Source organism: Aeromonas sp. QDB20, from assembly GCF_027707805.1.
Lineage (GTDB): Bacteria > Pseudomonadota > Gammaproteobacteria > Enterobacterales > Aeromonadaceae > Aeromonas > Aeromonas dhakensis.
On sequence record NZ_JAPCJC010000006.1, the window covers coordinates 314121 to 336764 of the forward strand.

At 65.6% G+C, this 22644-nt stretch carries 27 protein-coding genes; 4 read left to right on the forward strand and 23 right to left on the reverse strand.

Going from position 1 to position 22644, the window contains the following annotated elements; all coding sequences use genetic code 11:
- Nucleotides 1-11 precede the first annotated feature (11 nt).
- From PG897_RS10590 to PG897_RS10600, 3 genes are all read right to left on the reverse strand, one after another.
- Nucleotides 12-479 carry a threonine/serine exporter family protein gene (locus PG897_RS10590; protein ID WP_005297957.1) on the reverse strand — a complete coding sequence of 156 codons (468 nt, stop codon included), beginning with the start codon at nucleotides 477-479 and terminating at the stop codon, nucleotides 12-14.
- A gap of 118 nt (nucleotides 480-597) precedes the next feature.
- A complete protein-coding gene (locus PG897_RS10595; protein WP_005297956.1) occupies nucleotides 598-1395 on the reverse strand; it encodes a threonine/serine exporter family protein in 798 nt (265 codons plus the stop codon).
- 234 nt (nucleotides 1396-1629) lie between these two features.
- Nucleotides 1630-1971 carry a DUF3135 domain-containing protein gene (locus PG897_RS10600; protein ID WP_005297955.1) on the reverse strand — a complete coding sequence of 114 codons (342 nt, stop codon included), beginning with the start codon at nucleotides 1969-1971 and terminating at the stop codon, nucleotides 1630-1632.
- Between the two features lie 398 nt (nucleotides 1972-2369).
- Here PG897_RS10600 and mog point away from each other — a divergent pair, with 398 nt between their 5' ends.
- Nucleotides 2370-2900 (forward strand): molybdopterin adenylyltransferase, encoded by a 531-nt coding sequence (gene mog, locus PG897_RS10605; RefSeq protein ID WP_010633055.1) that lies wholly within the window; start codon nucleotides 2370-2372, stop codon nucleotides 2898-2900.
- Between the two features lie 31 nt (nucleotides 2901-2931).
- Here the strand turns inward: mog and PG897_RS10610 are convergent, their stop codons facing one another.
- The 18 genes from PG897_RS10610 to PG897_RS10695 all read right to left on the reverse strand — a co-directional run bounded on the left by PG897_RS10610 (nucleotide 2932) and on the right by PG897_RS10695 (nucleotide 18599).
- Complete coding sequence (locus PG897_RS10610; RefSeq protein WP_042007479.1) at nucleotides 2932-3345, reverse strand: DUF2541 family protein; 414 nt, start codon at nucleotides 3343-3345, stop codon at nucleotides 2932-2934.
- A gap of 90 nt (nucleotides 3346-3435) precedes the next feature.
- Nucleotides 3436-4662: a beta-ketoacyl-ACP synthase gene (locus PG897_RS10615; RefSeq protein ID WP_005297952.1), complete on the reverse strand. Its 1227-nt coding sequence runs from the start codon at nucleotides 4660-4662 to the stop codon at nucleotides 3436-3438.
- A complete protein-coding gene (locus PG897_RS10620; protein WP_042052118.1) occupies nucleotides 4659-5384 on the reverse strand; it encodes a 3-ketoacyl-ACP reductase FabG2 in 726 nt (241 codons plus the stop codon). The genes PG897_RS10615 and PG897_RS10620 overlap by 4 nt, the downstream gene beginning before the upstream one ends.
- Before the next feature lie 9 nt (nucleotides 5385-5393).
- Nucleotides 5394-5855: an ApeP family dehydratase gene (locus PG897_RS10625; RefSeq protein WP_005297949.1), complete on the reverse strand. Its 462-nt coding sequence runs from the start codon at nucleotides 5853-5855 to the stop codon at nucleotides 5394-5396.
- Complete coding sequence (locus tag PG897_RS10630; protein WP_201882018.1) at nucleotides 5848-7032, reverse strand: beta-ketoacyl-[acyl-carrier-protein] synthase family protein; 1185 nt, start codon at nucleotides 7030-7032, stop codon at nucleotides 5848-5850. Before PG897_RS10630 ends, PG897_RS10625 begins: the two co-directional genes overlap by 8 nt.
- Complete coding sequence (locus tag PG897_RS10635; RefSeq protein WP_099358795.1) at nucleotides 7029-7586, reverse strand: DUF3261 domain-containing protein; 558 nt, start codon at nucleotides 7584-7586, stop codon at nucleotides 7029-7031. Before PG897_RS10635 ends, PG897_RS10630 begins: the two co-directional genes overlap by 4 nt.
- The gene (locus PG897_RS10640) at nucleotides 7583-9931 is read right to left on the reverse strand and encodes an MMPL family transporter (protein WP_201882019.1); all 2349 of its coding nucleotides are present in this window, start codon (nucleotides 9929-9931) and stop codon (nucleotides 7583-7585) included. The genes PG897_RS10635 and PG897_RS10640 overlap by 4 nt, the downstream gene beginning before the upstream one ends.
- A gap of 50 nt (nucleotides 9932-9981) precedes the next feature.
- On the reverse strand, nucleotides 9982-10596 hold the full coding sequence (locus PG897_RS10645) for an outer membrane lipoprotein carrier protein LolA (protein ID WP_201882020.1): 615 nt from the start codon (nucleotides 10594-10596) through the stop codon (nucleotides 9982-9984).
- A complete protein-coding gene (locus tag PG897_RS10650) occupies nucleotides 10593-11018 on the reverse strand; it encodes an acyl-CoA thioesterase (RefSeq protein WP_042007467.1) in 426 nt (141 codons plus the stop codon). Before PG897_RS10650 ends, PG897_RS10645 begins: the two co-directional genes overlap by 4 nt.
- A 28-nt stretch (nucleotides 11019-11046) precedes the next feature.
- Nucleotides 11047-12609, reverse strand: coding sequence for an HAL/PAL/TAL family ammonia-lyase (locus tag PG897_RS10655; protein WP_201882021.1), 1563 nt, complete (start codon nucleotides 12607-12609; stop codon nucleotides 11047-11049).
- Nucleotides 12596-14299: a glycosyltransferase family 2 protein gene (locus PG897_RS10660; RefSeq protein ID WP_201885148.1), complete on the reverse strand. Its 1704-nt coding sequence runs from the start codon at nucleotides 14297-14299 to the stop codon at nucleotides 12596-12598. Before PG897_RS10660 ends, PG897_RS10655 begins: the two co-directional genes overlap by 14 nt.
- The gene (locus PG897_RS10665; protein WP_201882025.1) at nucleotides 14296-14652 is read right to left on the reverse strand and encodes an ApeI family dehydratase; all 357 of its coding nucleotides are present in this window, start codon (nucleotides 14650-14652) and stop codon (nucleotides 14296-14298) included. Before PG897_RS10665 ends, PG897_RS10660 begins: the two co-directional genes overlap by 4 nt.
- Nucleotides 14636-16006 (reverse strand): AMP-binding protein, encoded by a 1371-nt coding sequence (locus PG897_RS10670; protein ID WP_201882027.1) that lies wholly within the window; start codon nucleotides 16004-16006, stop codon nucleotides 14636-14638. The genes PG897_RS10665 and PG897_RS10670 overlap by 17 nt, the downstream gene beginning before the upstream one ends.
- Nucleotides 16003-16641: a hypothetical protein gene (locus PG897_RS10675; RefSeq protein ID WP_226014089.1), complete on the reverse strand. Its 639-nt coding sequence runs from the start codon at nucleotides 16639-16641 to the stop codon at nucleotides 16003-16005. The genes PG897_RS10670 and PG897_RS10675 overlap by 4 nt, the downstream gene beginning before the upstream one ends.
- Nucleotides 16610-16858 carry an acyl carrier protein gene (locus PG897_RS10680; protein WP_005297934.1) on the reverse strand — a complete coding sequence of 83 codons (249 nt, stop codon included), beginning with the start codon at nucleotides 16856-16858 and terminating at the stop codon, nucleotides 16610-16612. Before PG897_RS10680 ends, PG897_RS10675 begins: the two co-directional genes overlap by 32 nt.
- Before the next feature lie 3 nt (nucleotides 16859-16861).
- Nucleotides 16862-17128 carry a phosphopantetheine-binding protein gene (locus PG897_RS10685; RefSeq protein WP_005297932.1) on the reverse strand — a complete coding sequence of 89 codons (267 nt, stop codon included), beginning with the start codon at nucleotides 17126-17128 and terminating at the stop codon, nucleotides 16862-16864.
- Between the two features lie 17 nt (nucleotides 17129-17145).
- Nucleotides 17146-17904 carry a lysophospholipid acyltransferase family protein gene (locus PG897_RS10690; protein ID WP_139752223.1) on the reverse strand — a complete coding sequence of 253 codons (759 nt, stop codon included), beginning with the start codon at nucleotides 17902-17904 and terminating at the stop codon, nucleotides 17146-17148.
- Nucleotides 17889-18599: a beta-ketoacyl synthase chain length factor gene (locus PG897_RS10695; RefSeq protein WP_201885147.1), complete on the reverse strand. Its 711-nt coding sequence runs from the start codon at nucleotides 18597-18599 to the stop codon at nucleotides 17889-17891. The genes PG897_RS10690 and PG897_RS10695 overlap by 16 nt, the downstream gene beginning before the upstream one ends.
- 247 nt (nucleotides 18600-18846) lie before the next feature.
- Here PG897_RS10695 and PG897_RS10700 point away from each other — a divergent pair, with 247 nt between their 5' ends.
- From PG897_RS10700 to PG897_RS10710, 3 genes are read left to right on the forward strand one after another with little or no spacing between them, the layout of a single operon-like run.
- Nucleotides 18847-19239, forward strand: a complete 393-nt coding sequence (locus PG897_RS10700; RefSeq protein ID WP_201885146.1) for a hypothetical protein — start codon at nucleotides 18847-18849, stop codon at nucleotides 19237-19239.
- Between the two features lie 17 nt (nucleotides 19240-19256).
- A complete protein-coding gene (locus PG897_RS10705) occupies nucleotides 19257-20333 on the forward strand; it encodes a methyltransferase (protein WP_042007454.1) in 1077 nt (358 codons plus the stop codon).
- Between the two features lie 44 nt (nucleotides 20334-20377).
- Nucleotides 20378-20593, forward strand: a complete 216-nt coding sequence (locus tag PG897_RS10710; RefSeq protein WP_005297921.1) for a hypothetical protein — start codon at nucleotides 20378-20380, stop codon at nucleotides 20591-20593.
- Nucleotides 20594-20640: 47 nt separating this feature from the next.
- On the opposite strand, the gene PG897_RS10715 is transcribed toward PG897_RS10710, so the two are convergent.
- Together PG897_RS10715 and PG897_RS10720 are read right to left on the reverse strand one after the other, a co-directional pair.
- On the reverse strand, nucleotides 20641-21396 hold the full coding sequence (locus tag PG897_RS10715) for a DNA/RNA non-specific endonuclease (protein ID WP_005297919.1): 756 nt from the start codon (nucleotides 21394-21396) through the stop codon (nucleotides 20641-20643).
- Nucleotides 21397-21638: 242 nt separating this feature from the next.
- Nucleotides 21639-22616 (reverse strand): cytochrome-c peroxidase, encoded by a 978-nt coding sequence (locus PG897_RS10720; RefSeq protein WP_042007452.1) that lies wholly within the window; start codon nucleotides 22614-22616, stop codon nucleotides 21639-21641.
- Nucleotides 22617-22644: the final 28 nt, after the last annotated feature.

The window sequence follows — 22644 nt, forward strand, 5'->3', positions numbered from 1 at the left end:
CACTTCACCATTCATATAATGGGGCGGTTACGATACACGACCAGGGACGGGATCGCTAGACCGAAACTCAAAGCCCCCACGATAAACAGCGCCTTGAGGCCGTTCTCCACCGCGCTCTGGATAAGCTCCATGGTCACCCCGGAGATATTGAGCTCCACCACCGCGATCATCGCCTTGAAGGCGTAGCTGCCCGGGATCATGGGGATGATGGAGGCGACGCTGAACACAGGGCGCGGCGCCAGCAGCCGGCGCGACCAGTAGACGCAGACAAAACCGACCGTGGTCGCCGCCGCCAGGGTGGCCCACTCGATGGGCATGCCATGGTGAATGAGCAGGGTGCGCAGGCTGTGAGCCAGGGCGCCGCCCATGGCGCAGTACTTCAACATCCGTGGTGGCACGTTGAACAACATGGCAAAGCCCACCGCCGGAATGGCCGACCAGAAGGCGTCCTTGGCCAGCAGCCAGAGCAGATCCATCATGGCACCCTCCCCCAGCTTCCGGTCACCGACATGGCGAGAATGATCCCGATATGGTTCCGTGCGCTGATGGATAGCCGGTTTGCCCCGATCAACAGGATCGATACAGCGTCAAAGATCTTCATACCTTCCACCCCCAGATGCCGGTCACCGACATGGCGAGGATGATGCCTATCGCCGCGCTGATGGTGAGCAAAGTCGCCGTGCCCCAACGGGCCAGCCCCATGTTGAAGTAACCCTTCACCATGTCGGAGACCGCGTTGATGAGCGGAAAGCCCGGCACCAGCAGCAGTACGCTGGCCGCCATGGCGAGATAGGGCTGGGCCCCCCAGTTGAAGAAGGTCGCGCTGGAGGCGAGCAGGGTGGCGATAAAGCCGGTGGTGGCAAAATTGATGAGGGGGCTGTGGTGATGACGCGCCATCAGCTGGCGCGCCCGCATGGCAACCGAAGCCGAGAAGCAGGTCACCAGGAAGATGGGCCAGTCACCGCCAAACAGCAGACTGAAGGCACCACAGGAGAGCCCCACCATGGGCACCACCAGCCAGGGGTGATAGTGAAACGGTACTATGGCCTCCAGGCGCTGACGCACTTCCCGCGCGCCGATCAGATCCTTCTCCGCCATGATGCAGATGCGCTGGATCTCGCACACCACCTGCATGTTGATGCCGTGCTCGCGCACCCGCCGGGTGGTGGTGACGCAACTGCCCTGATAGAGGCTGGTGAGCACGATGGCGCTGGAGGAGATGGCCATCTCGACGCTCTCCAGCCCGAGCGCCATGCCGAGCCGGACCGTGGTCTGCTCTATGATGCGACTCTCGGCGCCGAACTGGGCCAGCATCTGGCCCACCTTGACGATGATCCGGGTGATCTCCGTCTGCTGTTCCCGCGACAGCACCCGCCTTGGTGTGATACTTCTCATAATCCCTTCGAGTCGTAGCAAATTAAAAAAGTGTCGCCATGTTAGCCTAACTATCGGCGCCGTTCATCTACACATATCACGCCAATAAACAAACTCAAATAAAATAAAAAGCGACACAAAAATACATCAAATAGATTACAAATCACCCCAAACTGTTCAACGCCAGTCAGATAGTCTCACCCGGAAACTACAACAATGGCGGGAATATATTAAAATGACTTATCCGGAATAATATTATTTTTTCTTGCGATAATAATCACTGAAATAGAGGATGTTGTTCTCTTTATATTCCGGTAACGGCTCGACATAATCAGGATTATTGAGCTGAACCATTTCACAACGCATGGAATAAAAGGAGTCGTGCATCATGGCGGCAATCCGGATGCAGCTGTCCATGTTGTTCTTGGCCAGCTGGCGCTGACAGTCGATGCGAAATTGCAGGCCGCGCAGGCGCATTTGCTGCTGCGGGCTGACCCTGTCTATCAGACCTTCTATCTCTTGCTGAAGCAACTCGTCGAGCCGCTCAGGCTCCGCCACCGCCAGCCGTTTCAAGGTATCAAAATCAGGCAACTCCATATGCCCTCCCGCGGCCAGCCGCTGCATGGTGATACTCAAACAACAACAATCGGTTCATATTTTAACCAATCGCTTCAGGTGTTATATAAGCCGAACCCCGCAGCGGTTCAATCCATGAGGCCGGCTTTCCCCTCCCGCTGCGCCAAAAGATGACGGCGCAGCGAAAACCCGACCCGGTTATTCGTTATGGATCAAGCGATTATTCCTGAATATCGATGACGAATGCGTTTATACATTTTTGGCACGGCAATATGCCGATGTTATGTCTTATTGAAAGGAAGTGGCCAATATAGTTTGCCATTTGACGCTCGCCTTCGCGCCGCGATCTGGCTGGTTTAACATATCTTGCTGATTATGTTATTTTATTTGCCACTTATAGCGGCAACCAAGAGCAGACCATGAGCAAGGCAAGAATCGGTATCGTCACCGTCAGCGATCGCGCCAGTGCGGGCATCTACGAAGATCTCTCCGGCAAGGCCATCATCGACACCCTGAACGCCTATCTGACCTCGGAATGGGAACCCCTTTATGAGGTGATCCCCGACGAGCAGGAGCAAATCGAGGCAACCCTGATCCGGCTGGCGGACCAGGAGCAGTGCAGCCTCATCGTCACCACAGGTGGCACCGGGCCGGCCAAACGGGACGTCACCCCGGAGGCGACCGAGGCGGTGTGCGATCGCATGATGCCGGGCTTTGGCGAGCTGATGCGGGCCGAGTCCCTCAAGTTCGTGCCGACCGCCATCCTGTCGCGCCAGACCGCCGGTCTGCGCGGCAGCTCGCTCATCGTCAACCTGCCGGGCAAGCCCAAGTCCATCCGCGAATGTCTGGATGCGGTCTTCCCCGCCATCCCCTACTGCATCGATCTGATGGAAGGCCCCTATCTCGAGTGCGACGAGGCCGTCATCAAGCCGTTCCGCCCGAAGAAATAAAAGCTGGGCGGGGATTTGCCCCGCCCTTTGCTTATTTGCGGCCGTACACCTTGACCCCAGCCCGACTCCCTTCCGAATTGCCGTATACCTCGATCCGCTTGATGCAGAGCCGGCTGCCGAGGGATTTCCACTCCGACTCCTGATCCTCTCTCAGATCCTTGCCGAAATAGAGGGTCTTGCTGCGATCATTGCCATAAAACACCTTGACCCGCTCCAGGGTTAATTCCCGCCCAGCCTTGACCATGATGGATTTGGTCGGCCGGCAGGCGAGCATGGGAATGATGGCGGGATGATCGCCGACCCCGAGCAAAATGGTCTTGCCCAGCCGAAATTCATCATCGGCCATGGCCGGGGCGGCCAGCGCCCACAACAAGGTGGATAACAGAACGCCATGAATGACGCGCAGACGCTTGGCGGAAAAAGAAAAAGCAGATAACACAGACATGATGCCTCCCGAAAAAAAACGGGGGGCATATTAATTCATCAAGGCTAAACCCAGCCTGTACCGGCGCCCTGCCAGGCAGGGCACCGACACTCAGGACCAGCGTTTGAAGATGAGGGAGGTGTTGATGCCGCCAAAGGCGAAGTTGTTGGACATCAGGTACTCCACCGCCAGCGTGCGACCGCTGCCCACCACGTGATCGAGCGGGGCGCAGGCCGGATCCGGCTCGGTCAGGTTGATGGTGGGGGCAAACCACCCCTCCTGCATCATCTCCAGCGCCAGCCAGGCCTCGATGGCGCCGCAGGCCCCCAGGGTATGGCCGAAGTAGCTCTTGAGGGACGAGATGGGGGTGCGGTCGCCGAAGATGGCGGCGGTGGCGTGACTCTCGGCGATGTCGCCGCGCTCGGTGGCGGTGCCGTGGGCGCTGATGTAGCCGATATCCTCAGGCTGGAGCCCGGCCTGGGCCAGCGCCATCTCCATGCAGAGCTGCATGGTCTCCTGCTGGGGCTGGGTCACGTGGGCGGCATCGCAGTTGGTGGCAAAGCCCACCAGCTCGGCGAGGATGGTGGCACCGCGCGCCTGCGCATGTTCCAGCTCCTCCAGCACCAGGGTGCCGGCCCCCTCGCCTATCACCAGTCCGTCCCGCTGTCGGTCAAACGGACGCGGCGCCAGCTCCGGGTTGTCGTTCATCTGGCTGGTGGCAAACAGGGTATCGAATACCACGGCCTCCGACGGGCAGAGCTCCTCCGCCCCGCCAGCCACCATCAGGGTCTGGTAGCCGTGCTTGATCGCCTCAAAGGCGTAGCCGATGCCCTGGCTGCCGGAGGTACAGGCACTGGAGGTGGGAATGACCCGCCCGCGCAGGCCGAAGAACAGCCCGGTGTTGACCGCCGCCGTGTGCGGCATCATCTGCACATAGGTGGTGGCCGTGATGCTGGCGGTGCTCTTGTCGTTGAGCATGACCCCGAAGGCGCGGATGGGGTCCGTGCTGCCGGTGGAGGAGCCGTAGGCGATGCCGGTGCGCCCGTCGGTGAGCACCGGGTTGTCCAGCAATCCCGCCTGCGCCAGCGCCAGCTCGGTGGCGACGGTGGCCAGTGCCGAGACCCGCCCCATGGCGCGGGTCTTCTTGCGCGGATAGTGGGCCGGCAGCGTGAAGTCCGGAATGGGGGCCGCCAGCCGGGTGTTGAGGCCGTCGTAGATGGCCCACTCCGGCATGTTCACCACCGCATTGCGCCCCGCCTGCAGGCGGGCCCGCACGCTCGGCCAATCCTGCCCGAAGGCGGTCACCCCGGCCATGCCGGTGACTACGACTCGCTTCATACCATGCCCCCGTTGATGGAGATGACCTGGCGCGTGACATAGCCGGCGATGTCGGACATCAGATAGGAGACCAGACCGGCCACCTCGTCGGCCTGCCCCATCCGCTTGAGCGGAATGATCTTCATCGCCTCCGCTTTCACCTCCTCGTCCACCATGCCGGTGTCGATGAGGCCGGGGGCCACGCAGTTGACGGTGATCTTGCGCTTGGCAAGCTCGAGGGCCAGCGCCTTGGTGGCCCCCATGATGCCCGCCTTGGCGGCGCTGTAGTTGACCTGGCCCCGGTTGCCCATCAGCCCGGACACCGAGGAGATGGTCACGATGCGCCCGCCCCGGCGCAGGCCGATCATCGGCATGATGCAGGGCTTGAGCAGGTTGTAGAAGCCGTCCAGGTTGGTGTGCAGCACCCCGTCCCACTCCTCGTCGGTGAGAGCGGGGAAGGCGCCGTCACGGATGATGCCGGCGTTGCAGACCACGCCGTAATAGGCGCCGTGCTCGGCCATGTCGGCCTCCAGCCGCGCGCGGCACCCCTCGCGATCCGCGATGTCGAACTGGAGCAGACGCCCCTCTCCCCCGGCCGCCTGCAGGCTGGCCAGAGTGGCTTCGGCACCGGCCCGATCGCTGTGGTAGTGCACCACGATGGAGAAACCGTCGGCCGCCAGCTTGAGGGCGATGGCGCGGCCTATCCCCTTGCTGGCGCCCGTGACCAATACGCTAGAGATCATGAAGCTTCCTCAGGCTAACAAATCGGACAATTCGCCGGGACTCGGCTGGTAGGTGGAGAGCCGCGCCTGGGCGCACTCCTCCCCCTCCAGCAGGATCCGGCAATCAAAACTGGCCATGCCGCCGTCTTGCAACAGGCAGCACGCCTCTATGGTGAGCAGGCTGCCGGCCATGAAGGCGGGGCGCAGGCAGCGATACTTGCGACTGCCGAGCAGCATGCCGATGCGCACCGGCTCACCGCGCAGGCGCCCCTGCATGCCGGCCCAGGCGGCGATGGTCTGGGCCATCAACTCGATGCCGACCCAGCCGGGCAGATTGCCCTCACCATCCAGCAACAGGGCATGGCGGGCGCCGATACGGGTCTCGCAGCGCGCCTGCTGGGCATCCGCAGCGCAGAGCCGGTCCAGCAGCAGCATGGGGGCCTGGTGGGGCAGCAGGGTCTCGATGGCGGGCAGTGAACCTGACTCATTCATGGTGAACGCTCCCAAACAGCAGGCTGACATTGTTGCCACCGAAGGCAAAGGAGTTGGAGAGCACCCGGGGCGCCGCCAGTGGCACCTCGCCGCTCACCAGCCGGATGGGGGCCAGCACCGGATCCGCCGTGGTCACCCGCTGGGGTGGCAGCGGCAGAGCGCGCTCCAGCAACAGGCAGGCGAGCGCGGCCTCGATGGCTCCCGCCGCCCCCAGGGTGTGGCCGGTGAGCGGCTTGGTGGAGCTGCAGGACACCTCGGCACCAAACAGCCGGTGCACCGCCTGGCTCTCCATGGCGTCGTTGAGGCGGGTGGCGGTGCCGTGCAGGTTGACGTAGCCCACCTGCGCCGGCGTCAGGCCCGCTTGGGCCAGTGCCATGCGCATGGCCGCCTCGGCGCCAACCCCGTCTGGATGGGGCGCCGAGATGTGCCAGGCATCGGAGGACTCCCCCGCTCCCAGCAGGGCCAGCGGCGCAGGCGTGCGGCTCAACAGAAACAGCGCCGCCCCCTCGCCGATGTTGATCCCCTGGCGAGTCTCATCGAACGGCTGGCAGCGCGCACAGCTGAGGGACTCCAGGCTGTCAAAGCCGTTGAGGGTGAGCCCGCACAGGCTGTCGGCACCGCCCACCAGCACGGCGTCTGCCAGCCCGGCCGCCAGCAGCCGCTGGCCGCTGATGAAGGCGCGCGCGCTGGAGGAGCAGGCGGTGGAAATCGTCCAGGCCGGCCCGCTCAGGCCGAGGTGGCGGGCCAGAAATTCCGACGGTGAACCCAGCTCCTGCTGACGGTAGTCAAACTCGGGGGGCACGGCCTCCCCGCGCCGGGCAGCCGCCACCGCCAGCTCGGCCTCGCCGATCCCGGCGGTGCTGGTGCCAAGCACCAAGCCGACACGGTCGCAGCCAAAGGTGGCTAGCGCCTCATCGAGGGCGGGCCGGATCTGGGCCAGCGCCGCCAGCAGCAATTGGTTGTTGCGCGAGGCGTAGGGGGCCAGCGCCGCCGGGATGGCCGGCAACTCCCCTTCCACCCGCCCGACCGGGGTCAGCCGGCCATCCAGCAGCGGCGCCCGGTAACGATCCAGCGGGCTGATGCCCTCTCTCTGCCAGGCCAGCAGCGCCTCGGCGCTGGCATCACGCCCCGTCCCCAGTGCCGAGACGAGGCCATAGGCGGCGATATAACAGCTCATTGGCTCAGGGTCTCCAGTTGCAGGCGGTAGTTGAACACGTGTTGCTGCAGGCCGACCGGCTCGCGCACGCCGTCGGCGTCGCGATAGCGGATCTCGGTGACCAGGGTACCATCGGGGGCGCGCAGCCGGCGCAGCAGCCCCTCGTCACGCAGCGTCCAGCCCGGCGGCAGCTGCGGCTGCCAGCTGGCGAGCGGCCAGTAGCAGAGCATCACGTCCGCCAGCACCTGGCTCACCGGTGGCATGCCGCTGGTGAGCAGCGGGCTGAGCTGGCGGGTCTCGATGCCCTGCTGGTCATAGCGCACCAAGAACAGCCGTACCCCGCTCGGGGTCAGCCCCACCAGGGTCAGCTGGTGGCCGTCCGCCTCCAGCACCGTCATCAGCTGGTGGTTGCTCCCCCCCACGCTGGCGGTCAGCAGTTGCTGGCGATAGAAGGGGGCGGCCAGCACGGGGGCCGGCAGCGTCATGACGGTCCCCTTGTCGAGATAGGCGGTGGGGGTCGGCTGGCTGCTGCAACCGGTCAGCAGCAGGATGACGAACACGAACAAGGCTTTCATGATGAGGTTGGCTCCCGGCCATGTGGCCCCGGCAACTGCGGTCGACCCCGGTCCAGTACCAGGGGCGAGAGCAGGAAGGCGGTAAAGATACCGCCGCTCAGCACCAGACCAAAGCCCGCGATGGCGGGGGTGTGACTCAGCGCCAGCAGACCGAAGGCCAGCTGGGTGGTGAGGTTGGCCAGCAGGATGGCGAGCAGGGTGGAACTCTGGCGCGCCACCCCGTTCCCGCTATGGGCAAAGAAGAGGCCGTAGTCGATGCCGATGCCGAAGATGAGGCTGAGCGCCAGCACTCCGAACAGGGTGAGCGGCTGGCCGCAGGCGGCGAGCAGCGCCAGCCCCATGGCCAGCGCAATCAGGTTGACCAGCAGCACCCGGGCCGCTCGCGCCGCCCCCATCCGCCGCCACAGCAGCAAGGCCACCAGCGCGATGGCCACCGACAGCAGCTCCGCCAGCTTGATGCGGTAGTGGGCGAACAGCTGGCTCCACTGGCTGCGCTGATCCTGCCAGTAGACCCCTGACTCGGCCGCCGCCAGCGCCGTCAGGGCTCCTTCGTCTACCACCCCTACCAGCGGCACCCAGATGGCAACACGGCCATCCGCCAGGGCGTGCCACAACAGGCGGCTCCCCTCGCTGACCGGGCTGGCCAGCCAGGCGGCCGGGGTCAGCCAGTGTGGCTCGCGCACGGGCGGCTGCAGCGGCAGGCCGGCCGCCTTGAGCCGGCTCACCACCTCTGGCAACAGGGCCCGGATGGCGGCGGCATCCTCCTGCTGGCGTGCCAGCGAAGGCAGCCAGTGGGCCAGCGAGACGAACGCCTGCAGCGCACCGCGCTGTTGCAGCTCGGCCAGCCGGCCATCGAGCCGCTCCAGCCGTTGCAGTGCCTGCTCGCCGTCCGCACCCGTCACCAGCAAGCCCTGCATGCCCCCCTGCTGACCGGTGAGGGCCTGGATCCGCTGCTCCTGCCCCTGCAACGCCACCGGCAGAGGCTGCAGCCGGCGGATGTCGTCATCCACCTGCAACCGGCTGATGCCGAGGGCCGCCAGCAGCAGGCAGCAGAGCGGCAGACCGATGCGCAGCAGCGGGCGCTGCTGCCAGGCCAGCAGCCAGCCCTGCAACCAGCGCTGGCCCCAAAGCGGCCTTGTCGGCAGCGGGCCGGCCCAGCGCGGAAACAGGCAGAGCACCGTGATGAAGGCGCTGAACAACCCAGCCAGCGCGCACACCGCCAGCTGCTGCAAGCCGGGGAAGGGAGCGAACCAGAGCAGGCCATAGCCGATCAGGGTGGTCAGCACCGCCAGCGACAGGCTTGGCAGCAACTTGAGCCGGGTCTGGTGCGGTGTCTCGTCGTCGCCGTGCAGCCGCCGCTCGCACAAAAAGTGGATGGCGTAGTCGATGGCGATGCCGATGAGGCTGCTGCTGATCACCAGGGTGAAGACGTGGATCTCGCCGAACAGGATGAGCACTGTGCCGAGCCCCCACATCAGCCCTACTCCGATGGGCAGCAGGGAGAGCAGCAGTGCCCGGGTGGAGCGAAACACACCCCAGATGAGCAGGATGACCCCGACCATGGAGCCCAGCCCTATGGTGGAGATGTCCTGCTGGGCCAGCTGGCTGGCATGCTGGCTGTAGAAGAGGGTGCCGCGGCGCAGCAGCTCGGCGCCTGGATAGGCCTCGGCGAGGCGCTGCTCGGCCCCGGCCAGTTCGCTCAGCAGCGCCTGGTTGCGCTGGATGTCGAAGGCGGAGAGATCCAGCTCGGCGCGCACCATGTACCAGTCGCGCCCCGCCTTGTCCCGGCTCACCAGCCAGCCCTCCTTGAGCTGCATGGGGGCGCGGGCCTCGGCCAGCACCCCGGCCCGGGTCAGCAGCAGAGGGTCGCTCTGCCACTCGGCGCGGGAGACACCGCCGAAGGGGGAGTAGATCTGGCCGAGCACCCACTGGCTCCACCCCTCGGCCCCCCCGGCAAGCCGGGCCCGGCTCGCCGGATCCAGCCGCTGCCAGGCCAGCTCGTGCAGATAGCTCTGCCAGGCGGGGGCCAGCTCGGGCTGATACCCCTTGATGCGGGACAGGGCTGGCAGCTCGCCGAGCTGCTGCGCCCAGAAGGTGGCGGCGGCGCGCCCGTCCTGGCCGGCGGGCAGGCTCAGCAGCCAGACCAGCTGGCGGTCGAGCTGCTGCAGCAGACCCTGCTGCAGGGCAGGGTCCAGATCGCTGCGGGACTCGTGGGGCAGCAGATCCATCAGGCTGGTGTTGATGCGGCTGTGGGGCAGCTGCCAGGCAAGCACAGCCGCCAGCAGCAGACAGAGCCCGATCCAGAGGGTCCCGAGCCGGCGCCAGGTGGTTTCAGCGTGCAGCAAGGTGGGCTCTCCTCGTCCCGGCGGGAGCGGTTCGCTGGCGCAGCGGGATACTAGTGGACAGCAAAGCGGGCCTGCTCCTCAGGGGTCAATGGCAGGGGGCGCTCGCGCCAGCCGCTGAAGCGAATGCGGGTGCTGTCACCCTGCTTGTCGGCGATGAGCAGCTGATCCAGCTGCCCCTGCCCGCTCAGGGTGAGGCTGGCGAACACCTTGTCGAGCGGCGCCAGGGTCGGCACCAGCACCAGTTGCCAGCCCGCCTCTGTGCTGTGAAAGTCGATGCTGAAGTAGCGGCTCAGGGTCGCCTCGTCCGAGCCGAACAGCGCCAGCAGCATCTGGCTGAACTCCAGCAGCTGGGGGTTGTCGATGACGGTGGCAGGCTGGCCCGCCATCTGCTGCACCATGCGCGTCGGCGTCAGGGTGAGGGTCAGCGGGAAGGGCTTCTGCTGCTGCCACCAGAGCCCCAGATCGCGCACCAGCAGCAGCTCGCCGGAGGCCCTGAGGGGCTGGCTCAGCCCCGCCACCTGCTTCTCCTGCTCGAAGCGGGCCTCCTTGGCCTGGCTCAGGGCGAGCAGCTGCTGCACCTCGGCCCGGCTCAGGGGCGCCGCCTGCAGCGGCCATGTCAGCAACAGGATCAGACCGGCCAGCAGCGGCCCCATCAGTCGGCTCACTGGCTCACCCCCAGCTTGTCCAGCAACACCTGGGGCGAGGCCAGACACATCTCGCCGCTCGCCTTGCTCACCGCCACCTGGATGCTGTAACCCTTGCTGGTGCGGGTGCCGCTCACGGCGTCGCTCAGCAGGTAGTCGATCTTCAGGCGGTTCTGGTACTCGGTCAGGGTGGCGCGCACCCGCACCCGCTGGCCGAAACGCAGCGGTGCCAGGTACTTCATCCGGGTGTCGATGATGGGCCAGAGGTAGCCGGAGGCCTCCATCTGCGGATAGTTGTAATCGATAAGATCGAGCAGGGCACAGCGGGCCAGCTCGATGTAGCGAAAGTAGTGGCCGTGCCAGGCAACCGCCATCATGTCCACGTCGTGGAACGGGATGGTCACCTCGATCTCGGCACTGATCTGCCAGGGTTCATTCTGCATGGGTTGTCTCATCAATAGTGACCTTGTCTCAGTCCCGGTGCGACCCATAGAGGGGATAGTGGCGCTGACGAATGCGGGCGATCAGCGCCCTCAGCTCGGGCTCTAGCCCCCGGTCTTCCAGCAGCGGGGCAAACTCGGCCCGCACCTGCGCGACCATGCCGGCCAGCGCCGTGCCGAGCGGGCGGGTGAAGGGGGTGGGCCGGGCGAGGCGCAGCTCCACCCCCTGCACCGCCGCCAGCAGGCAGGCGGCCCCTACCTGCTCGGTCAGGGTCAGCACCCGCAGGGCATCCCGCGCCGCTATGGTGCCCATGCTCACCTTGTCCTGATTGTGGCACTCGGTGGAGCGGGAGAAGACGCTGGCGGGCATGGTCTGCTTGAGCGCCTCCGCGGTCCAGGCCGAGACGCCGATCTGCACCGCCTTGAAGCCGTGGTTGATCATCTGCCGCCCCTGTGGCGCGCCGGAGAGGTTGCTCGGCAGGCCGCCGTTGAACTTGCTGTCCACCAGCTGGGCCAGCTGGCGATCCAGCAGGTCGGCCAGGTTGGCGACGGCCGCCTTCATGCTGTCCATGGCCATGGCGATATGACCGCCGTAGAAGTGGCCGCCGTGCATCACGTGCTCCTCTTCACCGTCGATCAGCGGGTTGTCGTTGGCGCTGTTGAGCTCGTTTTCGATGAGCTGGCGCCACCAGGGCAGGCTGTCGGCCACCACCCCGATGACGTGGGGGGCGCAGCGCAACGAGTATCTGTCCTGCAGCCTATCGCTGTGGCGCGGCAGCTCGCCGGCCACCAGATCCTCTCTCAACCAGGCCGCTACCCCCTGCATGCCGGGGTGCGGCTTGGCGGCAAACAACCGCTCGTCGAAGTGGAAGGCGTTGCCCCCCATGGCGACGCTCACCAGGGCGGTGATCCGGGTCGCCAGTTGCATCAGGTAGTCGGTGCGGGCGTAGGCGAGGCAGGCCAGCGCCGTCATCACCGAGGTGCCGTTCATCAGCGCCAGCCCCTCTTTCGGGCGCAGGGTCAGGGGAGTGATCCCCAGCTCCCGATAGACCTCGGCGGCGGGGCGCAGCACACCATGATGATGAAGCTCGCGCTCCCCCACCAGCACGGCAGCGACGTAGGAGAGCGGGGTGAGATCGCCGCTGGCGCCCACCGATCCCTCTTCGGGAATGCGCGGCACCAGATCCTGCTCCAGCAGCCAGCAGAGGCGCTCGAGCAGGGCCGGGCTGACCCCGGAGACCCCCTGCGTCAGGGAGCAGAGCCGGGTGGCGAGCACGGCGCGCGCGGCATCGAGCTCGAGATCCGCCCCCAGCCCGCAGCCGTGAAAGCGGGTCAGGTGCAGCGGCAGCTCGGGCACCAGCTCGGTTGGCACCGGCCGGGTAACCGAATCGCCGTAGCCTGTGGTCACCCCGTAGATGACCCCCTCTTCGGCCAGCAGCCGGTCGAGAAAGTCGGCGCCCCGCTGGATGCGGGCCATGAAGGCTGGATCCGGATTCAGTGCGGGGGTGGCGCGCCCTTCGGCCAGCGCCACCACGTCTTCGATGGTCAGCGGCTTCGCGCCGAAGACAACCCTGCTCATCTCACTCTTGTTCATCGGTCAGCTGCCAGAAATCAAAAAAGTTGAACCAGTCCAGCGGGGCGCGCAGGCAGTGGTGCTGCAGGCGATCGGCATAGGCCTGTACCCGGGACGCGAGAATCTGTTGGCGCCCCTGCCGCGGCAGGGGCTGGCCGTCGGCAAAGGGCTCGAAATGCACCCGAAAGCGCCCCTGCTCCTTGAGGCCGAACATCAGGTAGACGGGGCAGCCCAGCACGCTGCTGAGCACGAAGGGGCCAAGGGGAAAGGGCGCAGGCGCGCCGAGGAAATCGGCCCAGATCACCCGCTTCTCCCGGGTCACCGAGGTGCGATCGCCGACGATCACCACCCACTCTCCCTGCTCCAGCTTCTCCTTGAGCAGGATGGCGGTATCGGCCCCCAGCTCCTGCACCTGGATGAGGTTGAGGTGCGAATCCGGGTTGATCTGCTTGAGCAAGGCGTTGAAGCGGGCCGCGTGGCGGGTGAACACCAGCGCATTGATGCGCAGCCCCTGCTTGCGACTGCCAAGCGCCCGGCACAGCTCGAGATCGCCCAGGTGGGAGCCCAGCAGCAACACTCCCTTGCCGCTGTTGATGGCGGCCTGGTAGTGCTCAGCCCCCACCAGTTCAACCTGCTGCTCGGTGATATCTCCGCGCCAGCCCGCCAGCTTGTCGAGCGCCGCCTCGCCAAAACGCAGGAAGTGGCGAAAGCTCGATCTCGGCTCGGCGGGCAGCGCAACGCCTTGCGCGCCGGCGAAGGTCTCGAGCCGGGCCAGATAGGCCCGGGATGCCTCCCGCTGGGCGCGACCGGTCAGCCAGAAGTAGCCGATGACCGGATAGAGCAGCAGGGAAAACCCGCGCCGCCCCAGCAGGCGGTAGCTGGCCAGCATGATCTGCATGCCGAGCAATGAGCCCCGCTCCGGGGTACGCGACCAGTGGGTGCGCCGCTCGCGCCACAGCCGGGTCAACCGGGCGCCGAGACGGGCCGGCCAGCGGCAGAGGCGCAGCAGCAGATCCCACAGCAGGCGGCACACCAGCCGGGTGTGCATCCAGGAGATGTCGAGGTTGTCGCGAAAAAGCCGGAAGTGGGAGCGGCCGTCGACGGGATAGATGACCCGGGTCGGCACGAAGCGCATCGGCACCCCGGCCCAATGGAGGCGCACCATCACCTCGGTGTCAAAATCCATCCGCCGGCCGAGGGCCACCCGCTCCAGCAGGGCGCAGGTGGGTGCCAGCGGATAGACCCGAAAGCCGCACATGCTGTCCTTGATGGCGAACGACAGCGTCTCGATCCAGACCCAGACATGGGTGATGTAGCGGCCGTAGAGGCGCCCCTTGGGCACGGAGTCGTCGTAGAGCGGGCGGCCGGAGACGAGCGCAGCCGGGTGCTGGCGCGCCTCCGCCAGCAGGGCCGGCAGATCCGCCAGATCGTGCTGACCGTCGGCATCCACCTGCAGGGCGTGGCTGAACCCCAGCTCATGGGCGCGGCGCAGCCCCGTCATCACGGCGCCCCCCTTGCCCTGGTTGTGGGGATGGCGCAGCAGGCTGACCCAGGGGTAACGCGCAGCCAGCGCATCCAGCGCGGCGGCGGCGACGGGCTCGCTGCCATCGTCGACCAGCAGGCAGGGCAGCTCGAATTCGGCCAGCCGCGCCAGCACGGCGGCCAGCGGTCCGGCGTGGTTGTAACAGGGAATAAGAAGGCAAGGGTTCATGGGGTCAGCCGCACCCGTCCGCTGCTCGCCGGCTCATCCCCGAGCTGGTAGCTGAAGAGGAGCTGGCCCTTGTCCGCCTGCCACTGCAAGCTCAGGCTGCACTCGGCCCTGGGGCGCAGCGGGCGCTGGAACTTGAGCTGATCCACCCCGTGAAACGGCAGTGTCAGCTTGAGCCGGCTGGCGGCGTAGTGCATCACCCAGTGGATCTGGGTCACCCCGGGCAGCAGGGGCGCGCCGGGAAAGTGCCCTGCAAACCAGGGCAGTGCGGGATCGAGTCGCAGCCGCAGGCGCACGCCATCGGCCAGCACTTCGCAACCCAGCTCGGTTGGCAGCGTGTCAGCGGACAGGCTCATCGAACAGCTCCTTGAGTTGTAGCCAGGGGCGCTTGCCCTGGGCGTTGACGGGCATCTGCACGACCCGGCGCACGCTGCGCGGCAGGGCGACCGGCTCGAGCCAGGGGCGCAGCTGCTGGCGCAGGGCCAACAGGAAGCGCCCCTGACCGAGCTCGTCCCAGCGGGCGGCCCCCAATTCGCTTAGCACCAGCACGGCGCCGAGGATCTGGCGCTGACCCTGCTGCAGGGGCAGCACGGCGGCCGACTCCACCTCTGCCAGGGCCTGCAGGCGCGCCTCCACCTCATCGAGGGAGATGCGCTTCTCCTCCAGCTTGACGATCCTGTCCTGGCGCCCCAGCAGCTCGAAACCCTCCTCGTGCAGGGCGATGCGGTCGGCGCAGGCCAGCCAGTCGTCCTCTGCCAGGAAGGGGGAGCGCAGCAGCAGCCCCTGCTCCGGGCCGACCCGCACCTCGACCCCGGGCAGCGCCGTCCAGGGGGTCTGCTCCCGGTGGCGCTGGCGCCAGCCGATGCCACCGGTCTCGCTGCTGCCGAAGATCTCCACCGGCAACTGACCGAGCAGCGCCCGGGCTTGCCGGGCATCTTCCAGCTGCAGGGGGCCGCCGGAGGAGACGATCAACCGGCAGCCGGTGGCGGGCATGGCTGGATCGAGCCGACTCAGAAACGCCGGCGACGCGATCAAACACCAGGGGGCGCCTTGCGCCGCCAGCTGCTCCGGGTAGTCGATGGTGCGGCGATCGAACGGGCGACCGAGGGCCAGCGGCAGCAGGATGCGAAACAGCAGGCCGTAGATGTGCTGGTGGCTGACGCTGGCCAGCACCCGGGCATCGGCCAGCTGCTCGCCCCACAGTGCCATCTGCACCCGCAGCTCGGCCTCCAGCTGGGGCCAGGCCTTGGGGATCGCCTTGGGCTCGCCGGTGGAGCCGGAGCTGAACAGGGTGATATCCAGGCGCGCGGGCGTAAGATCACTGTGTGCGGCATCCAGCCCCTCGTGGGCATCGGCCAGCGGCAGCCTGAGTTGAGGCACGACAAGTGCCGCCCCCGGCAGCTCGGAGTCGGTGAGCAGGCCGTCGAACTGGCTCTGCAGTTCCTGCAGGCCGGCCAGCCGCTGATGACCCGGCAGGATCGCCTGATAGCCGCCGAGGGCGCAGGAGAGCAACGCTTGCGTGAACAGCAGGCTGTCGTCAAAGCAGAGCGCCCAGCGCGCGCCTGGCCGGCCGGCGCCGTCGTGACGGGCCATGGCCCTGGCCAGTTGCAGGCTGGCGCGGCGCAGCTCGGCCAGGGTCACCTCCCCCTGCGGGCCGAAGGCCACCGGCTGGGCACCATCGCGCTGCCAGAGGGTTTGCAGCAGGCTCATGGAGTCAGCCTCTTGAGCAGGCGGCGACGCACCAGATACTCAGCCCCCATCAGGCCGCCCATCAGGAGGTAGCTGACGAGGCCGTTGTAGAGGCTCCAGAGCGCCAGATCCCCGTGCCAGATGGTGGCGGCCGCCAGGGCGCCGTTGATGACGAAGAAGCCGCACCAGACCTGGGTTACCCGCCGGGTATAGCCGATGGCCGCCGCCGGCAAAGCGGGATCCTGCAAGCGGGCCAGCCGCTCCACCAGGCTCATGGGGCGGGTCAGGCTCCAGCCAAACAGGCAGAGCAGGCAGAGGCTCACCGCCAGCGGATAGTAGAGCAGCCAGTGCCGGGCGCTGAACAGAGCGGAGAGCAGGGTCAGCCCCAGCCCGATGCAGGCCAGCAGGCGCCCCAGCCAGAGCCACTCCGGCAAGGGGCCGAGCCGAACCCGCCCCTTGAGCAGACCAGGCAAGAGTCGCAGCGAGAAGATGAGCAGCAAGCCGAGCAACAGCGGGGTCTGACCGGCATGGGTCAGCCCCCAGTAAACCGCCAGCGGGTAGAGCAGCAGGGCACCACCGGCCAGCCAGGAGAGCCAGCGCATCATGGCAGGGCAGACACCGGCATCAGGCGTCGGCCAGCAGACGCTCGACCGCATCCACCACGTCGTTGACGCTGCGCACCGACTTGAACTCCTCCGGCTTGATCTTCTTGCCGGTCAGCTTCTGCAGGTGCACCACCAGATCGATGGCGTCTATGCTGTCGAGCTCGAGATCCTGATAGAGGCGGGCCTCGGGGGTGACGGCCTCTTCGTCGACTTCGAACAGCTCGACGAGGGCGGCCTTGATCTGGGCAAAGATGTCGTCGCGGGTCATGGCTCAGGCCTCCCCTTTCGACTGAGCCTGCACCAGGGCCACCAGGGCCGCAACGGAGGCAAAGTGGCGACGGGTGTTCTCATCCTCGGCGGAGAGGACGATGCCGTAGCGACCCTTGATGGCAAGGCCCAGCTCCAGCGCATCGATGGAGTCCAGACCCAGGCCGTCCCCAAACAGCGGTGCCTGGCTGTCGATGTCGTCAGGGGTGAGCCCCTCGAGGTTGAGGCTGTCGATGATGAGTTGTTTTATCTCTAGATGCAGGTCTTGCATAACTGTTCCATATGCTGTCATTGGGGCCCGGGTTGCAGGGCCCGGGTGAGAAACCGGGTCAACTGGCGAGCTGCCAGCGCACTGCTCTGGCCGGCGGCGACCACCTCGTCCGCCGCCACTTGCTGCAGGAATTCTATGGTGAAAGTCGGCTTATTTTCCGGGATCTTGAACCATTTGTCCTGCTTGGTGAGAAATCGGGTGCTGCAGTGGATCCGCACCAGCTGCAGCGGCACCTGGCTGCGCACCGCCAACTGGGCTGCGCCGCGCTGCAGCTTGATGGGTTCGCCCGGTGTGGTGCGGGTCCCTTCCGGAAAGATCAGCAGCAGACCGCCGGCCCGGATCCGCGCCATGCACAGGGCCAGCAGATCCTCCCCCGCCACGTTGGGCAGGTAGTCGGCCGCCCGCACCACGCCGCCGATGAAGGGGTTGCGCCAGAGTGACTGCTTGACGATGCAGTCGCACACCGGCATCTCGGCCGCCAGCATGACGTAGTCGAGCAGGCTGGGGTGATTGGCCACCACCAGGGCGCCACGCAAATCGGCGGGCATGCCGCTGACGCGATAGTCGAGCACCCCCCAGCCCCGCAGCATGGCAAGAAACAGCCGGAAACTGTGGCGGATGGTGAGCTGGGCCAGGGTGCGCCGCCGCTCCCCGCGCAGACAGAGCGCCAGCAAGGGGAACCAGAAGAGGGAGAGCAGCAGGCCGCCCACCCCGAACAGGGTGAAGCCCAGAGCCGTGCCGATCAACCGCCAGGCCCGGTTCAGCAACGCTGCCATCTCCACGCCTGACGGTCATCGCCGAGGAGCAGGGTCGGCTCGCCTCGCAGCAGGGCGCGCCACAAGGCGAGGCTCTGGGGCAGCGAACGGGCAGCGTCAACTGCGGGGCTAACTCCCTCGCAGCACCACTGCTCACCGGCCTCCAGCACCAGCCCCAGCGCGTAGGGCGGCGCCTCCTCCGCCAGCCAGGGGCGATGAAATTCGGGCACAGGCCCCTCGAAGGCCACCAGCAGCACCCGGCGGGCGCCGGCCTGCAGGGCGCCGACCGCTTCGATGAGGCCTACCATCAGGCTGTTCTCCCCCGCGGCCAGCGAGCTCATGGGAATGGCAGCCTTGCCCTGGATGGAGCAGAGCCCGGCGGCGGTGTTGTGGACCGACATGGAGAAATCGGTGGGGGAGAGCGCCTGCCCGTCCGCCAGCGCCTGCAGCAGGGTCATGGAGCGGGCCAGCTCGCCGTGGCGGCTGACGAAGACGGCACTGTCTACCTGGTGGCGGGCCAGCAGGCTCAACCCCACCTGCACCGCCAGCCGTGAGCCCTGGCTCAGGCGCCGCGCCATCATCATGGGCAGCAAGGGAGTGGCGGGAAACGGCGGGTCGACGGGCCAGCGCCCCTGCTGCGCCCACGCCTGCCAGGCGGCCTCATCGGCCAGACCGGGTGACAGCGCCTGACTATCCAGCAGCGAGAAAGAGAGCATGTTGCAGGCGACCTGTCCTTAAAACCGTGGTGGGAGCGAAGAGCATAAAAGGCACTCACCCGACGGGTAGTGCCTGCGCCATGGTATTGAATGGCGTCATCAGGTGAATACCGGGCGGATAATACCATTATTCATCAAAAATAATAGCCAGCCCGGATTATCCACCGCCTTGGTGATTGAAAATAAACAATTTGTGTTGTCTCATTGCCACGCTCAATTGATGAATATCCTTCTCAAGGAAAATATTATGAAGATTATTAATAAAATATCCCTGCTGCTGGCCTGTGCCCTGCTGGCCGCCTGCTCCACCAACCAGCCCATCCGCAATATGGCGGCCAATCCGGTGCCATCCAACCTCACCGAGGAGCAGGTTGCCAACGCCATTATTACGGCCGGTATCAGCAAGAGCTGGGTAATGCGTCAGGAGCAGCCGGGACTGATTCGGGGCCAGGTCAATGTGCGTCAGCATCAGGCGGTGATCAATATTCCCTACAGCGCTCGCGATTATTCCATCAATTATGTGAGCAGCGTCAATCTGGACGACAAGGGCAAGGGCAGCATCCACCGCAGTTATAACCGCTGGGTACTGGGTCTGAACCAGGCCATTCAGCTGGAACTCGCCCGCGCGCAGAGCCGCTGATCCGGCAGGAGCCCCCCGTGAATCACTATCAGACAGACCCCTACAACGCGCTGGAAGCCATCAGCGAGGCCCAGAAAATCGCCTTCGGGCCCATGCTGTTTCAGGCCAGCTGGTGCCTGCGCGAAACCGGGGTGCTGGCCTATCTCGAGACCCGTGGCCAGCGGGGGGCACCACTGGCCGACATCGCCCAGGCGTGCGAGCTGAGTGAATACGGCGCCGGCGTGCTGCTGGACATGGGGCTCGGCGGCGGGCTCTGCTACCTGGCCGAGGAGCATTATGTGCTGGGGCGGGTCGGCAAATACCTGCTGAACGACACCATGAGCCGGGTCAATCTCGACTTCACCCAGCACGTCTGCTACCAGCCCCTCGCCCACCTGCTCGACGCCATCCGCAACGGCACGCCGGCCGGCCTGCAGGAGTTCGGCCCCTGGCAGACCCTCTATCCGCACCTGAGCGAGCTGCCCGAGCCTGCCCGCCGCAGCTGGTTCGCGTTCGATCACTTCTACTCCGACTGGGCCTTCCAGCAGGCCCAGGACAAGGTGTTCGGTTACGAGCCGCGCCACCTCTACGACCTGGGTGGCAACACCGGCAAGTGGGCCATCGCCTGCGCCAAGCGGGATCCCGCGCTGCGAGTCACCATCCTGGACTTGCCCGAGCAGCTGGCACTGGCTCGCCGCAACATCGAGGAGGCGGGGCTGACGGAGCGGGTACAGGGTCACCCGGTGGATCTGCTGCAAGCGGGCACCCTGCCCGGCGAGGCGGACATCTGGTGGATGAGCCAGTTCCTTGACTGCTTCAGTCACGAGCAGATCGTCGCCATCCTGAACCGGATACGGCTGGCCATGAAGCCGGACGCCCGGGTCTGCATCCTGGAGCTGTTCTGGGACCGCCAATCCTTCGAAGCCGCCAGTTTCAGTCTCAACGCCACCTCCCTCTACTTCACCTGTCTGGCCAACGGCAACAGCCGCTTCTATCACTCCAAACAGCTTTATCAGTGCCTGCGCGAGGCCCACTTCCACGTGGAAGCCGAGCACGAGATCCCGGGCCCGGGCCACACCCTGCTGGTTGCCCGCCCCTTACACACGAGGCCATAATGCCGCCATCGGCATAACGATGATGAAACGAGAAGGAGCACGGCATGAGGCGTGACTGCATGGCCCTGATGGCCCTCGGCCTGGTTCTGGGCAGCCTGCTCGGCGGCTGCGCCGACATCAAGGAGGCGGGCAGAACCGTGGGGCACACCACTCGCAACGTGACCCGCGAGATTGGCCACACCACCCGGGACGTGACCCGCGAGATAGGTCACGGCACCCGGGACACCGTCAAGAAGGTCGGTGATGAGCTGAGCAAATAGAAACAGGGGCCGACAGGCCCCTGTTTTCATCAGCGTCATGGGTGAAATCAGTTGCTCCACATGGCCATCAGCTGGGACTCCATGGCCTCTTCCTGTTCATCCGGCAGCTCGGCGAAGAAATCGAGCCCGGTCTGCTGCTCCACCTCATCCACCGTCACTATGTAATCCGCCAGCCGGCTGGCCGACACGTTCTCCTGCGGCAGGATGAAGGCGATCGCCTCCTGGTTGGCCACATCCATCACCACCCGGTAGTAGGCGTGGGGCACGGTCACACCGTTGCCGATGGAGGCATCGGAGTTGGTGAAGATGGGGCCGGTGATCACATAGACGTCCTGATAGGCGATGGCCCACTGCCGAGTCTTCTCCTCCAGGATGCGCCAGGCCCCCTGGTTGAGCGCCGGCAGCTGCGGGGTCATGTTGGTCAGCAAGAAGCTCTGCTTCATGGTGGTGGCGGTGGAGCGCATGTCCGCCGCGGGCGCCTGGTGACCGCGGTCATAGCCGGAGCCCTTGTAGTCGGCCAGGGTGGCGCGGAACTGCACCGGCACCTCCTTGTCCTCGGCAAAGGCATCCTTGCGCGGCACCTGACCCTGGGCGCTGGCGGCCGTCATCCGATAAGAGACCCAGTCAGAGACCTTGGTGTCGTAGTTGTAACCGGCGGCATAGCCGTCCCGGCACAGCAGTTGACTGGATTGGCTGGGTACCCCGAGCTTGACGTGATCCTTGCATTGGAAGCCCGCCGCCAGGCTCGGGAAGGTGGTGAGAGTGAATCCGATAGCCAGAACTAATTTATTGATATTATTCATTATTATGCCACTCCTTGTGTTAGGCGGAGTGATTTGACACCAGGTCGGATGAGTAAGGCAATCGAACGAATTGTGAGCGTGTCGGAAATGTGAAGAGGGCTGCAAATCGGTAAAATCGCCGTCGCCAGCTGGGGGATTGTCATCCCTTTGTCATTGTGTAGTGCAGTAACTTCGAGAGGCTTATCAGATAGATAGGAACAAAAAAGCGGAGCCGGCGGCTCCGCTGCAATCATCACGCCCGCTCAGCTCTTGACCTGAGGCCTGGGGGTATCGGGCTGGGAGGGTGGCAGGATCGGCAACACGATCTGCGGCTGCTCGCCGGTCAGGCTCTTGAGGTAGGCGGTCATGTCGTCCGCCTCCTGCTCGCTCAGGGTCTGGCCGAGCTGGATGTCCGCCATGACCTGCACCGCCTCCTTCAGATCCCACACGGAGCCGTCGTGGAAGTAGGGGTAGGTCAGCTCGATGTTGCGCAGGGTCGGCACCTTGAACCAGCCGATGAACTGCTTCTCGCCGGTCACTCCACCGCGTCCCTGGGCCGGGTTGTCGGTCTTGAACGGCTTGACCAACCCCATCTTCTGGTAGGAGTTGCCGCCGATGGCCACCCCGTTGTGGCAGGCGGTGCAGCCCTTCTCCTTGAACAGCTGATAGCCCTTCAGCTGCTGCGCAGTCAGCGCCTTGGCATCCCCCTTCAGCCAGCGATCGAACGGCGCGTTGGGAGTGACCAGGGTCTCCTCGAAGGCGGCTATGGCATCGGTCACCTCGTCGATGCCGAAGTCCGCCTTGCCGTACACAGCGCTGAAGCGGGCCCGGTACTCGGGCAGGGTGTGCAGGGTCTCCACCGCCAGCTTGTGGCTGAAGGCCATCTCCAGCGGGTTCTCGATGGGGCCTGCCGCCTGCGCCTGCAGATCCTTGGCGCGCCCATCCCAGAACTGCACGAAGTTGAGGCTGGAGTTGAGCACGGTGGGCGAGTTGATCGGCCCCTCCTTCCACTTGTGGCCGAGGGAACTGACCTGGTTGTCTACCCCGCCGGTCGCCAGGTTGTGGCAGGAGTTGCAGGAGATGGCGTTGGATTTCGAGAGCCGCGGCTCGAAAAACAGCATCTTGCCCAACTCGACTTTTTCCGGTGCGCTCACCTTGGCTGCTTCCACTGCCTGGATAGGCTCGTTCGCCCACCCCATCCCTGGCAGGCCCAGCGCCAGCAACAGATAATATTTATTCATTTTTTATCTCTCCCTTGTGGCTGTGCAT

Bases quoted from the DNA above. Each gene is read 5' to 3' on its own strand.
- PG897_RS10590 (WP_005297957.1), bottom strand. From the start codon at position 479: ATGATGGATCTGCTCTGGCTGCTGGCCAAGGACGCCTTCTGGTCGGCC.
- PG897_RS10595 (WP_005297956.1), bottom strand. From the start codon at position 1,395: ATGAGAAGTATCACACCAAGGCGGGTGCTGTCGCGGGAACAGCAGACG.
- PG897_RS10600 (WP_005297955.1), bottom strand. From the start codon at position 1,971: ATGGAGTTGCCTGATTTTGATACCTTGAAACGGCTGGCGGTGGCGGAG.
- mog (WP_010633055.1), top strand. From the start codon at position 2,370: ATGAGCAAGGCAAGAATCGGTATCGTCACCGTCAGCGATCGCGCCAGT.
- PG897_RS10610 (WP_042007479.1), bottom strand. From the start codon at position 3,345: ATGTCTGTGTTATCTGCTTTTTCTTTTTCCGCCAAGCGTCTGCGCGTC.
- PG897_RS10615 (WP_005297952.1), bottom strand. From the start codon at position 4,662: ATGAAGCGAGTCGTAGTCACCGGCATGGCCGGGGTGACCGCCTTCGGG.
- PG897_RS10620 (WP_042052118.1), bottom strand. From the start codon at position 5,384: ATGATCTCTAGCGTATTGGTCACGGGCGCCAGCAAGGGGATAGGCCGC.
- PG897_RS10625 (WP_005297949.1), bottom strand. From the start codon at position 5,855: ATGAATGAGTCAGGTTCACTGCCCGCCATCGAGACCCTGCTGCCCCAC.
- PG897_RS10630 (WP_201882018.1), bottom strand. From the start codon at position 7,032: ATGAGCTGTTATATCGCCGCCTATGGCCTCGTCTCGGCACTGGGGACG.
- PG897_RS10635 (WP_099358795.1), bottom strand. From the start codon at position 7,586: ATGAAAGCCTTGTTCGTGTTCGTCATCCTGCTGCTGACCGGTTGCAGC.
- PG897_RS10650 (WP_042007467.1), bottom strand. From the start codon at position 11,018: ATGCAGAATGAACCCTGGCAGATCAGTGCCGAGATCGAGGTGACCATC.
- PG897_RS10655 (WP_201882021.1), bottom strand. From the start codon at position 12,609: ATGAACAAGAGTGAGATGAGCAGGGTTGTCTTCGGCGCGAAGCCGCTG.
- PG897_RS10660 (WP_201885148.1), bottom strand. From the start codon at position 14,299: ATGAACCCTTGCCTTCTTATTCCCTGTTACAACCACGCCGGACCGCTG.
- PG897_RS10665 (WP_201882025.1), bottom strand. From the start codon at position 14,652: ATGAGCCTGTCCGCTGACACGCTGCCAACCGAGCTGGGTTGCGAAGTG.
- PG897_RS10670 (WP_201882027.1), bottom strand. From the start codon at position 16,006: ATGAGCCTGCTGCAAACCCTCTGGCAGCGCGATGGTGCCCAGCCGGTG.
- PG897_RS10675 (WP_226014089.1), bottom strand. From the start codon at position 16,641: ATGCGGTCGAGCGTCTGCTGGCCGACGCCTGATGCCGGTGTCTGCCCT.
- PG897_RS10680 (WP_005297934.1), bottom strand. From the start codon at position 16,858: ATGACCCGCGACGACATCTTTGCCCAGATCAAGGCCGCCCTCGTCGAG.
- PG897_RS10685 (WP_005297932.1), bottom strand. From the start codon at position 17,128: ATGCAAGACCTGCATCTAGAGATAAAACAACTCATCATCGACAGCCTC.
- PG897_RS10690 (WP_139752223.1), bottom strand. From the start codon at position 17,904: ATGGCAGCGTTGCTGAACCGGGCCTGGCGGTTGATCGGCACGGCTCTG.
- PG897_RS10695 (WP_201885147.1), bottom strand. From the start codon at position 18,599: ATGCTCTCTTTCTCGCTGCTGGATAGTCAGGCGCTGTCACCCGGTCTG.
- PG897_RS10700 (WP_201885146.1), top strand. From the start codon at position 18,847: ATGAAGATTATTAATAAAATATCCCTGCTGCTGGCCTGTGCCCTGCTG.
- PG897_RS10710 (WP_005297921.1), top strand. From the start codon at position 20,378: ATGAGGCGTGACTGCATGGCCCTGATGGCCCTCGGCCTGGTTCTGGGC.
- PG897_RS10715 (WP_005297919.1), bottom strand. From the start codon at position 21,396: ATGAATAATATCAATAAATTAGTTCTGGCTATCGGATTCACTCTCACC.
- PG897_RS10720 (WP_042007452.1), bottom strand. From the start codon at position 22,616: ATGAATAAATATTATCTGTTGCTGGCGCTGGGCCTGCCAGGGATGGGG.